The 10,369-nt window shown below is 72.8% G+C and carries 11 protein-coding genes; 5 read left to right on the forward strand and 6 right to left on the reverse strand.

The window, feature by feature from the left end; translation table 11 throughout:
* From AB1673_14125 to AB1673_14145, 5 genes are read left to right on the forward strand one after another with little or no spacing between them, the layout of a single operon-like run.
* The gene (locus AB1673_14125) at positions 1–1,032 is read left to right on the forward strand and encodes a class I SAM-dependent methyltransferase (GenBank protein MEW6155102.1); all 1,032 of its coding nucleotides are present in this window, start codon (positions 1–3) and stop codon (positions 1,030–1,032) included.
* 24 nt (positions 1,033–1,056) lie between these two features.
* Positions 1,057–1,920, forward strand: a complete 864-nt coding sequence (locus tag AB1673_14130) for a hypothetical protein (protein MEW6155103.1) — start codon at positions 1,057–1,059, stop codon at positions 1,918–1,920.
* A gap of 8 nt (positions 1,921–1,928) precedes the next feature.
* The gene (locus tag AB1673_14135; protein MEW6155104.1) at positions 1,929–2,930 is read left to right on the forward strand and encodes a glycosyltransferase; all 1,002 of its coding nucleotides are present in this window, start codon (positions 1,929–1,931) and stop codon (positions 2,928–2,930) included.
* Complete coding sequence (locus tag AB1673_14140; GenBank protein ID MEW6155105.1) at positions 2,927–3,778, forward strand: ABC transporter permease; 852 nt, start codon at positions 2,927–2,929, stop codon at positions 3,776–3,778. The genes AB1673_14135 and AB1673_14140 overlap by 4 nt, the downstream gene beginning before the upstream one ends.
* Positions 3,768–5,069 (forward strand): ABC transporter ATP-binding protein, encoded by a 1,302-nt coding sequence (locus AB1673_14145; protein MEW6155106.1) that lies wholly within the window; start codon positions 3,768–3,770, stop codon positions 5,067–5,069. The genes AB1673_14140 and AB1673_14145 overlap by 11 nt, the downstream gene beginning before the upstream one ends.
* 6 nt (positions 5,070–5,075) lie before the next feature.
* Here AB1673_14145 and AB1673_14150 read toward each other — a convergent pair whose 3' ends face one another.
* Genes AB1673_14150 through AB1673_14175 form a run of 6 tightly spaced genes read right to left on the reverse strand, consistent with a single transcriptional unit; the run spans position 5,076 to position 10,187 of the window.
* Positions 5,076–5,657 (reverse strand): hypothetical protein, encoded by a 582-nt coding sequence (locus tag AB1673_14150; protein MEW6155107.1) that lies wholly within the window; start codon positions 5,655–5,657, stop codon positions 5,076–5,078.
* 19 nt (positions 5,658–5,676) lie between these two features.
* Complete coding sequence (locus AB1673_14155) at positions 5,677–6,624, reverse strand: sulfotransferase (GenBank protein MEW6155108.1); 948 nt, start codon at positions 6,622–6,624, stop codon at positions 5,677–5,679.
* Complete coding sequence (locus AB1673_14160; GenBank protein MEW6155109.1) at positions 6,621–7,337, reverse strand: phosphatase; 717 nt, start codon at positions 7,335–7,337, stop codon at positions 6,621–6,623. The genes AB1673_14155 and AB1673_14160 overlap by 4 nt, the downstream gene beginning before the upstream one ends.
* A gap of 15 nt (positions 7,338–7,352) precedes the next feature.
* Positions 7,353–8,375, reverse strand: coding sequence for a transaldolase family protein (locus AB1673_14165; protein MEW6155110.1), 1,023 nt, complete (start codon positions 8,373–8,375; stop codon positions 7,353–7,355).
* 5 nt (positions 8,376–8,380) lie between these two features.
* Positions 8,381–9,214, reverse strand: coding sequence for a 3-deoxy-8-phosphooctulonate synthase (gene kdsA / locus AB1673_14170; GenBank protein ID MEW6155111.1), 834 nt, complete (start codon positions 9,212–9,214; stop codon positions 8,381–8,383).
* Between the two features lie 55 nt (positions 9,215–9,269).
* Entirely contained in the window at positions 9,270–10,187 is a 918-nt protein-coding gene (locus tag AB1673_14175; protein MEW6155112.1) for a glycosyltransferase family 2 protein, read from the reverse strand.
* Between the last annotated feature and the right edge of the window lie 182 nt (positions 10,188–10,369).

Consider the following 10,369-nt stretch of genomic DNA (forward strand, 5'->3'; position numbering starts at 1 on the left):
GTGAGCTCGCCTCGCCCCGGAGGCGGCCACCCCACCGTAGAGACCGAGCGGGTCGACCGGTGCCCGTCGTGCGGCGGTGGCCGGCTCCGGCGGTGGTCAGTGGCCAGCGACCGGCTGCACCGGCTCGTCGACCAGCAGTTCGTCTACTCGCGCTGCCGGGGCTGCAAGCTGGTCTTCCTGTCCGAGCGGCCCACCGAGGCGGCCGCCCCCGCCCTCTACCCCGACGACTACGCCTCCTACGTGGCCCAGGGACCGCTGCGGGCCGCCCCCGTCCCCCCCCTGGCCCGGCCCCTGGCCGCCCTGAGCCGGGCCCAGTCCCGCCGGCCTCTCGACTTGGTCCCCAAGGTGGTGGCCCGGGCCGTGCCCGACCGCCTGCCCCCGGCCCTGGCCCGCCTCTACTCCCCGCCCGGCGAGGGGGCCACCGTCCTCGACTACGGGTGCGGCCGGACCGACGTGCTCGACCGGGCCCGCGACCAGGGCTGGGACCACACCATCGGCGTCGACTTCACGACCTCGGTGCTGGCTGCGGTGGCGGCCGCCGGGCACCGGGCGGTGGCCGCCTCCCGGCTCGACGCCGAGGTGGCCGACGCCAGCGTCGAGCTGGTGCGGCTCAACCACGTGCTCGAACACGTCTACGACCCCCTCGGGCTCCTCACCCTCCTGCGGCGCAAGACCGCCCCGGGGGGCGCGGTCCATGTGGTCGTGCCCAACGGGGCCAGCGCGTGGGCCGCGCTGTTCCGGGGGCGGTGGTTCAACAGCGACCCCCGCCACCTGTCGCTCTTCCGCCCCGCCCACGTCCGGTCGCTGTCCGCCCGGGCCGGGTTCGGGAAGGTCCAGGTCCTGCACGAGACCACGTCGCGCGACATCGTGCGCAGTTGGGGCTACCGGCTGGAGGACCGGGGCCGGATCGCCCACGAGCAGGTCCAGGCCCTGGCCGACGACCCGGCCCGCGCCCGGCTGCTGTGGTACCCGGCCCGGGCCAGTGCCGTGCTGGGCGTGGGCGACCGCTTCCACGCCGTGCTCTTGCCCTGATCGGGGCCGTTTATCGTGCTGGCCATGGCCGGTCAGCCGAAAGCGGGGCGCAATGCCCACCCGGGGCTCAAGGGGGTCTCCCAGCTCTACGGGCGCCACCCCGGCAGCGACATCTTCGTGGTGGGCACCGGCCCGAGCTTGCGGGTGTTCCCCGTGGAGCTGCTGGCCGGGCGGGTGACCATCGGCCTCAACATGGCGTGGAAGCTGGTCGACGTCGACTACGCCATCACCGTCCACCCCGAGCTGAACATCCCCGAGCTCATGGAGGGGGAGCACGCTCGGCCCTCGATCACCTGGGTGACCAAGCACGAGAAGCTCGGCAACCTGACGGCCGAGCAGATCGCCTACGCCGAGGAACGGTTCTACTTCTTCCGCACCGACGGCAAGAAGAACACCTCGACCACGGCCCAGAGCAACGCCGGCCAGGTGCCGCAGTGGCTGGCCCGGCCGACCGGCGAGTTCCTCTACCTGCTCAGCTCGATCTCCCAGCCGGCGGTCAACCTGGCGGCCAACATGGGGGCGCGCAACATCGTGCTCGTGGGTTGCGACAACGCCGCCCTGTTCGGCAACCACCACGCCCACGACCAGCACACGTCGTGGCTGGGGGAGCGGCCCGAGGACCGCTACCGCGAGTACTACCGGGGCCTGGCCGAAGCCCGGACGGTGCTGCGCGAGCGGGGGGTCAACCTGGTCAGCATGGGCCCCTTCCTCACCCTCGGGCCCCACGAGGAGGAGTTCGTGGCGCTGTGCCACGAGCTGGGCCGGCCCGAGCTGATCCCCAACCACGACCGGCCGGCCCCGCCCCGGCGGGCGCCGCTGACCCCGGTGCAGCGGGCCAAGGGCAAGGCCCGGGCGGCTGCCCGCCGCCTGGCCGGCGGCCGGCGGTGAGACCCCTGATGGCCCGTGCCCGCGCCCGCGTCCGTGCCCGCGGGGGGCCCCGGGCCGACGCCCCGGGCGGGCCGCCGGCCCCGCCCCTCGACCTGGCGCTGGTGGTGGCCGAGCGCAACCGCGGGTGGGTGCTGGAGACCATCTGCCAGCAGGTCGCGGCCCGGGCCGCGGGGCCCACCGCCCTGCACTTCGACCCGGGCGACGGTGGCCCCCTGCCGGCCGCCGGCTGCTACTTCTTCTCCCACCTCTCGCTCTACCTGGCCCACCTCGACGAGCTCGAACGCCGGGCCGCCCGGTCGCTGGTGTGCTTCACCCACCCCACCTACCCCCGCTCGAAGGCCGCCTCGGTGGCTCGTGCCCTCGACCGGGCGACCCACGTGGTGGTCCTGGCCTCGGCCCACCGGGAGGCGCTGGTGGCCGACGGCGTCGATCCCTCCCGGGTCTCGACGGTGGCTCCCGGGGCCGACCCCGAGCGGTTCCGCCCGCACCGGCGGGGGAGCGGGGCCGTGGGTTTCTGCTCGGCCTTCTACCCTCGCAAGGGCCCCGAGACGGTGGCCGGCCTGGTCGCGGCCCTGCCGGGCCGCAGGTTCGTCCTGCTGGGCCGGGGTTGGGAGCAGTGGGACGGCTTCGCCGCCTTGGCCGGGCTGGCCAACTTCGAGTACCGCCAGAGCGCCTACGAGCGTTACCCCGACTTCTACGACGAGATCGACGTGTTCGTGTCGCCTTCGCGCCTTGAAGGGGGCCCGGTGCCCCTGTTGGAGGCCATGATGGCCAACGCCGTCCCGGTGGCCACCACCACCGGCTTCGCCCCCGACCTGATCGACCACGGTGTCAACGGCTTCCTGTGCGATGTCGGCGCTCCCGTGGAGCGGTTCGCCGAGCTGGTCGAGGCCGCCTACGACCTCAGTCCCGAGGTGGACGTGAGGGCCACGGTGGCCCACCGCACGTGGGACCGCTTCGCCCGTACGGTCCTGTCCCTCGGGGCCGTCGATGCCTCCCCGGCGCGATGAGCGAGCTCCCCGGGGCTGGTCCCGGCCCGCCTCCCCCGCTGGTCATCGAGGCGGGCCCCACCCCGCTGGGCCAGTACCTACGGGACATGTGGCACCACCGCGACCTCGTGCGCGTCCTGGCCGTGCGGGAGATCAAGCTGCGCTACCGCCAGACGGCCCTGGGGGCCACCTGGGTCGTGCTCCAGCCCCTGCTGGCGGCCGGCATCCTGAGCTTCGTGTTCGGCACGGTGGCCCAGCTCCCGAGCGAGGGCGTGCCCTTCTTCGTGTTCGCCTACGCCGGGCTCCTGTGCTGGAACGCGTTCAGCTCCACCGTCGCCCGCAGCACCACGTCGATGGTGGCCAACGCCAGTCTGGTGGCCAAGATCTTCTTCCCCCGGCTGGTGCTGCCGTACTCCTCGGTGCTGGTCGTGCTGCTCGACTTCGTCGTGGCCCTGTCGGTCATGGTGGTCCTGCTGGTGACCAACGGCATCAACCCCGGGCTCCCGCTCGCCCTCTTCCCGGTTTGGCTGCTGCTGGCTCTCATGCTGGCCGAGGGGGCGGGCACGGTGCTGGCCTCCATCTCGGTGCGGTACCGCGACGTGCCCCAGATCGTGCCCGTGATGATGCAGTTCTTCCTCTACGCCAGCCCGGTGGCCTACTCGGCCACGGCCGTGCCCGAGCGCTACCAGACCCTCTACTACCTCAACCCCATGGCCTCGCTGCTCGACGCCTTCCGGTGGTCGATGGTGGGCACGTCGGCCCCCGACGGGACGTTCCTGGCCTACTCGGCCGTCGTGGCCGTGGTGGCCTTCGTGGCCGGGGCCATCGTGCTCGAACGCATGGAGGGCAAGTTCGCCGATGTCATCTGAGGCGGCCACGGCCATCGTCGTGCGCGACCTGCGCAAGGCGTACACGATCACCCACCGTCGCAACGAGCCCTCGAAGCTGAGCGACGCCATCGTGCGCCGGGCCCGGCGGCCTCTTGCCCGGGCCGACCGGGAGCGCTTCGAGGCCCTGGCCGGGATCACGCTGGAGATCGGCAAGGGCGAGGCCGTGGGGGTGATCGGGCGCAACGGCGCGGGCAAGAGCACCCTGCTCAAGGTGCTCAGCCGCATCACCAAACCGACCTCGGGGCGCGTCGAGCTCCACGGCCGGGTCGGCAGCCTGCTCGAGGTGGGCACCGGCTTCCACCGCGAGCTGACGGGCCGGGAGAACATCTTCCTCAACGGCTCCATCCTGGGCATGAAAAAGCGCGAGATCCTGGGCCACTTCGACTCGATCGTCGAGTTCGCCGAGGTCAGCCGGTTCATCGACACGCCCGTGAAGCGCTACAGCAGCGGTATGTACGTGCGGCTGGCCTTCGCGGTGGCCGCCCACCTCAACCCCGAGATCCTCATCGTCGACGAGGTCCTGGCCGTGGGCGACGCCGAGTTCCAGAGGCGGTGCCTGGGCAAGATGGACCAGGTGGCGCGCGAGGAGGGGCGCACCGTCCTGTTCGTGAGCCACAACATGGCCGCCATCGAGGCCTTCTGCCCGCGCTGCATCTACCTCGACAAAGGCCGGGTCGTGGCCGACGGCGACACCCGGGCCACCATCGAGACCTACCTGGCCGGGGCCGCCCGGGCGATGGCCGACGGGGTGGGCAGCTTCGACCTCGAGAGCGTGCCCCGCCCGGGCGGCGCGGTCGCGCCCGTCCTGCGCCGGATCGAGCTGCAGACCTCCGAGGGCGCACCCACGGCCAGCGTGCGCATGGGCGAGGGGCTCACCATCGGCCTCAGCGTGCAGGGGGTGTCGCTGCCTCGCCACGTCGTGTCGGTCCGGCTCGTCAGCGACGCGGGGGTGACCATCTTCAAGGTCGACAGCCGCATGAAGGCCCTGCCCCTGGCCGGCCCGGCCGGCCCCGACACGGTGAAGGTGAGCGTGCCGGAACTGCCCCTGGTGCCGGGCCGCTACTTCGTCGAGGTGATCGTCTACGAGGGTGGCAAGGGCTCGTTGCAGGTCGTCGACCGGGTGGAACGGGCCGCGGAGATCGAGGTGACGGTGGCCGACGTCTACGGGTCGGGGTTCATGGTCCCCCCCGCAGGCCGGGCCGGCCTGGTCTTCGTCGACGCCCACTGGGAGCTATGCGCCGGCGGTTCGGTCATCGCCCGCACGCCATGACGGTGGTCAGAGGGTGACCAGGTCCCCGTAGACGGCCCGCTCGACGGCGGCCCACAGGGGGTTGCGCTCGTACAGCTCGCCGAGCTGGGCGGGGGTGAACCAGCGTTCCCAGGACCGCTCGTAGCGGTTGGTGTTGGCCGGCGCGATGGCGATCGCCCTGCGGCGCGCCCGCCCGCTGACGTTGCCGACCGAGGCCGCGAAGTCGAGGAAGTCGTCCACCAGGTGCTCGGTGCGCAGCCACCGGTCGACGGGGAACAGGCCGTCACCCGTGAACCCTCGAAGCTTTCCGTCGGGACGGATCTCGTCCACGATGGCGGCCACCGCCCGGGGGTCGACCGGCCCCCGCCCGCCCGTGTCCCGGATGCGGTGATGGGCGTAGCTCAGGCACCAGGCGGGCAGGCGCCGGGTGTTCATCACCAACAGCTTGCCCCTGACGTCCTCGGCCCGCTCGGGGAACCGGGCGTGCTTGGCCGGCGAACGGGGCTCGTCGGCCTGCACCACCAGGCCCTTGACCACGGCGAACAAGTGATAGGTGGTGTCGCCTCCCGTCTTGGGGAAGTGGGCCCACGCGAACCTCTGGCCGATCACCACCGCCGGCGCGGGCCCGTCACCTGCGGGGGAGGGGGTAGCCCCACGTCCCGATAGGCAGCCCGCTCTCGGCCTCGAAGCGGGCGTTGCTGGCCTCGTAGCGGACCAGGAGCTCGGTCAGGGCCGGCTCCTGGGCGGCGCCGTTGACTCCCCCCGGGGCCTTGGCCAGCAGGGGGTCGACCACCTCGGAGAAGGCCTGCACCAGCTTGCGGCCGCCGGGTACCGGGGCCACGGCCGGGCGGGGGTTCACGCTCGAGCGCACGAACAGGCGGTTGGTGTGGCGCACGACCGTGCGCCCCCGGCTCGACAGCGACCGGTTGCGGCGCCCGAGGCTGCTGGCGAGGCCCGCCTGCGAGAGGCCGGGGCGCAGGAACTCCAAGATGGACGCCAGCGTGGCCTCGCGTTCGTGGACGAGCTGCTCGTGAGCCAGCACGAGCACCCGGTCGGCCCCGAAGCGGGAGCGGCAGGCGTCGAGCAACTCGTCGTAGTGGAGCCGGTCGGGGTCGAAGGCGTACTCGGGGGCCGTGCCCCGGCAGTAGTCGGCGAACGAGCTGTAACCGCCCCGGCGCAGGTGCTCGCTGTAGAGCGAGGGGACCATCGTGGCCTGGTTGCGGACGAACAGCAGCACCCGGGCCTGGGGCAGGGCGTCCTGGAGCCTGTCGAAGCTCCGCTCGCGGCCGGGCGACCCCTTGAGGTAGGCCCCGCTCAACGATTCGTGGGACACCAGCAGGAGCGGTCGGCGGGGGGCGACCTCCGCGAAGTAGGCCCGGGCCGTGGCCCTGGGGTAGTCGCCGTCGTCGGCCACGATCATGTCGTGGGCGAGGGCGTTGAAGACGCCGCCCCGCTTGAGGCCCCCGTGGGTCAAGAAGGTGCAGTCGGGGATGCGGCTGAAGAAGTCCTCCTGGAGGGCCGTCGACCCGGTCTTGGGCAGGCCCACGTGCACGACGACGTTCGTCTCCCCGGTCATCGAGGCGCAGACCCTAGCGACATGGGACCGGTGTGGTGGGCGATGGCGGTCAGGCGGCGGGCGGCCAGGTAGGCCTGGTAGTCGGCGTCGAAGGCGGCCCGGGAGGCGAACACGGCCTCGTGCTGGCCCAGGCAGCCCAGGACCACCTCGGCCACCTCCCGCACGGCGTGGGAGCCACCCCCGTTGGCCGTGGCGTAGTCGCACAGGCCGTGCGTGGCGGCGTAGCGGCCCAGCAGGGGGGACGCCGCCCGGGACACCAGAAAGCGCAGGCCGCACTCGGCGGCCAGGGCCAGGTCGTTGGCGTCGTCGAAGACCACGGCCACCTGCCCGGGAGCGATCCCGTGGGCCTGGCACAGGTGGCGCAGGGGCTCGCGCTTGTCGGTCATCCCCAGGTAGACGGCGTCGAAGTTCTCCCTGGTGGCAAAGGCGGTGGCCGTGGGGTTGTCCTCCCCGCTGAGCACGACGGTGACCGGCAGGCGCCCGTGGGCCCGCCACAGCCCGTAGCGGGCCAGGTTGAGGCCCATCGAGTCGGGCTCGCTGAACCCGCTGGGGCTCCCGGCCGCCTTGGCCCCGGTGTTGAACACCCCGTCCCAGTCGAGCACCAGGGCCCGGCACGCAGCCAGCCGTTCGGCCACGACCGCCGGGGGAGTGACCCACGTGCCCCCGGCCGCCTCGAACAGGGCGGCCACGGCGGCCAGGTCGTCGGAGGGCACGGGCGACGGCGGGCGTCAGCCCAGCAGGCCGAGCTTGATCAGGTCCTGGATGTCGAGGATGCCCACCACCACGTTGTCCTCGACCACGACCACGTTGTCCACGTCGTGCTCGTGGAACAGCTCGACGGCTTCCACCAGGGGGGCGGCCGCGTTCACCGACAGGGGCGAGGTCGTCCCGATGGCCCCGATGGGGCTGGACAGCGTCTGCTGGCCGAACTCCTGCAGGCGCCGGCGGACGTCGCCGTCGGTGAGCACGCCCACCAGGTGGCGGGCACCGTCGACGATGGCCACCGCCCCCAGGCGGGACTCGGTCATCTTGACGAGGGCGTCCATGACCGTGTCGTCGGACGTGCACACCGGGTTGGCCTCGCGGATCACCTCGCGCACCTTGGTCATCACCAGCCGGGAGTGCTCCAGGAACTGGGCTGTGCCCCGGGCCGTCAGCTCGTTGTCGCACAGGGCCTTGATAACGCTCCAGGGCGCCGTGCACACGTGGGCCCCGACCAGGATGGCCTGGCGCACGTGCTCGGCGTGGCGCACCGACGAGAACATGACCTTGGCCCCGTAGCCGTGGTCGCGGGCCATCTTCACGCACTGGTCGAACAGGCCGATGGCGTCGTGGCCCTGGTCCTGGAGGCGACCGGCCAGAGGGCACACGAAGGCGGCGCCCGCAGCCATGGCCATGTAGGCCTGGTTGAGCGTGTAGACGAGGTGGAGGTTGACCCGGTGGCCCTCGGCCGTGAGGTCGTGGCAGGCCCGCACCCCCTGGTTGGAGATCGGCACCTTGAAGACCGGCTCGGAGCCCAGCGGCAGGTCGAGGATGCGGTGGGCCTCGGCGACGATCTCGGTGTGGGTGTTGCCCAGGGCCTCGACTTGTAGCTCGGGCACCAGCTTGGAGAGCGTGACGATGGCACCGTCGATGTCGGTGATGCCGTGGCGGCGCATGAACGTGGGCGTGGTGGTCAGGCCCTTGACCACGCCCAGCTCGAAGGCCTGCTCGATCTCGTTGAAGTCGACGGAGTCGAGGTAGAGGTCGATGGCGTTTACCTCCTCGTGCGGGACACGACTGCGTGCAGCTCGAGCAGCGGCTTGAGGAACTCCTCGAGCTCGTCGAGGGGGAACTGGCTGGCGGCGTCGCACAGGGCCGAGGCGGGCTCGGGGTGCACCTCCATGAACAGCCCGTCGACCCCGGCCGCCACTGCGGCCCGGGCCAGCACGGGCAGGAACTGGCGGGCGCCGCCCGCCGGGTCGCGGCTGGGGATGCCGTAGCGGCGGATGCTGTGGGTCAGGTCGAAGATGACCGGGTAGCCCAGCTCGCCCAGCAGGTGGAAGCTGCGGGGGTCGACGACCAGGTCGTTGTAGCCGAACGTGTAACCCCGCTCGGTGACCAGGATCTCCCGGCTGCCAGCCGCCTCGATCTTGCGGACCGGCATCGACATGTTCTCGGGGGCCAGGAACTGGGCGTGCTTGAGGTTGACCGCCCGCCCGGTGCGGGCCGCGGCCGTCACCAGCGAGGTCTGCATGGCCAAGAAGGCGGGGATCTGCACCACGTCGACCACCTCGGCCACCGGCCCTACCTGCTCGGGGTAGTGGACGTCGGTCAGCAGGGCCAGGCCGAGCTCGCTCTTGACCTTGCCGAGCACGGCCAGGCCCTCGTCGAGGCCCGGGCCGGAGTAGAACTCCACCGAGCTGCGGTTGTCCTTCATGAACGACGACTTGAAGATGAGGGGCACGCCCAGGCGGCCGGCGATGCCCTGGAGGGCCTCGGCCGTACGCATCATCAGGGGCTCGTCCTCGATCACGCACGGACCGGCGATCAGGAACAGCTCGGGGGCGCCGCAGTCGACCTCGCCCACCCTGGTGCGGTTGACGCTCATTGGGGGCCGGTGCCGTGGGGGAAGGATCTATGCGGGTCGGACATCCGGCCCGAGGCTACCGGAGCGGGCCGGGGCCGGTCCCCGATGGCCCCCCGCCGGCCATGGCGGCCAGCCGGCGCCGGTCCCGGGCCAGGCGGGCCAGCACCCGGGCCTGGTCCCGGGCCCGGGCGGCCGAGCGGGCGCGGGCCTGGGCCGGCCGCCACGGGGCCACCGCCCCCACGCCGTCGAGGACCGAGCGCCCAACCAGCCGGGTGGTCCATACCCCGGCCCCCCGCAGCCCCCGCCGCTTGGCCGCCAGCAGCACGGTGTTGACCCCCTTGTCGGTCGAGGCCCGTTCGCTGACCGAACCCAGCCCCCAGGCGGGGGCCGAGGTGAGCACCAGCACCTGCCACCCCTGGTCGCGGGCCCGCAGGCTGAAGTCGACGTCCTCCAGGTAGGAGCCCAGGCGCTCGTCGAAGCGCCCGACCTCGTCCACGCACGCCCGGCGCAGCAGCAGGCACGTTCCGTTGGCCCAGTCGCGCACGGCCAGTGTGGGCGCCCCCTCCAGGGGGACCTGGAGCCACCGGTCGCCCACGGCCACGCCCCCCGACGAAGCCTTGGGGGCCACCAGCCCGGGCCCCATGACGCCGCACCTCGGGTGGGCCTCCATGGCCGCCACCAGGTCGGCCAGGGTGGACGGCCCCACGTGGAGGTCGTGGCTGCCGATGACAGCCAGCGCGCTGGTGGGATGGTGCGCCGCCCAGTGGTCGAGGGCGGCGTTGGCCCCCCCGGTGTAGCCCCGGTTCCCCCCGCAGGCCACCACCGGGGTGCCCGCGGGCAGGAAGGAGGCCAGGGGCTCGGGCCGGTGCTGGCCGTTGTCGATCACCGTGAGGCGCACCTCGACCCCCTCGCTGGCCAGCAACGACCGGGCCGCCGACCCGCACCACTCAGGTGCGTCCCAGTGGACCAGGTAGACGGGCAAGACAGTCGCCACCAGGCCGGAGGGTAGGCGCGCCCCAGCTCTCGGGGGCGCAGCCCCCGAGTAAACCCGGCGCGCCAGCGCCGCCCGACCGTGCGAGCGCCAGCGAGCCGGGCGTGATGGGGGAGCACGGCCCAGCCGTGCGCCGGGGGCGCAGCCCCCGAGTAAACCCGGCGCGCCAGCGCCGAGCATGGCCT

It is taken from the genome of Actinomycetota bacterium (assembly GCA_040754375.1).
Taxonomy (GTDB): domain Bacteria; phylum Actinomycetota; class Acidimicrobiia; order Acidimicrobiales; family AC-14; genus JBFMCT01.

Excerpts from the sequence above, each read along its gene's own strand:
- AB1673_14130 (MEW6155103.1), top strand. The coding sequence starts at position 1,057 with ATGGCCGGTCAGCCGAAAGCGGGGCGCAATGCCCACCCGGGGCTCAAG.
- AB1673_14135 (MEW6155104.1), top strand. The coding sequence starts at position 1,929 with ATGGCCCGTGCCCGCGCCCGCGTCCGTGCCCGCGGGGGGCCCCGGGCC.
- AB1673_14140 (MEW6155105.1), top strand. The coding sequence starts at position 2,927 with ATGAGCGAGCTCCCCGGGGCTGGTCCCGGCCCGCCTCCCCCGCTGGTC.
- AB1673_14145 (MEW6155106.1), top strand. The coding sequence starts at position 3,768 with ATGTCATCTGAGGCGGCCACGGCCATCGTCGTGCGCGACCTGCGCAAG.
- AB1673_14155 (MEW6155108.1), bottom strand. The coding sequence starts at position 6,624 with ATGACCGGGGAGACGAACGTCGTCGTGCACGTGGGCCTGCCCAAGACC.
- kdsA (MEW6155111.1), bottom strand. The coding sequence starts at position 9,214 with ATGAGCGTCAACCGCACCAGGGTGGGCGAGGTCGACTGCGGCGCCCCC.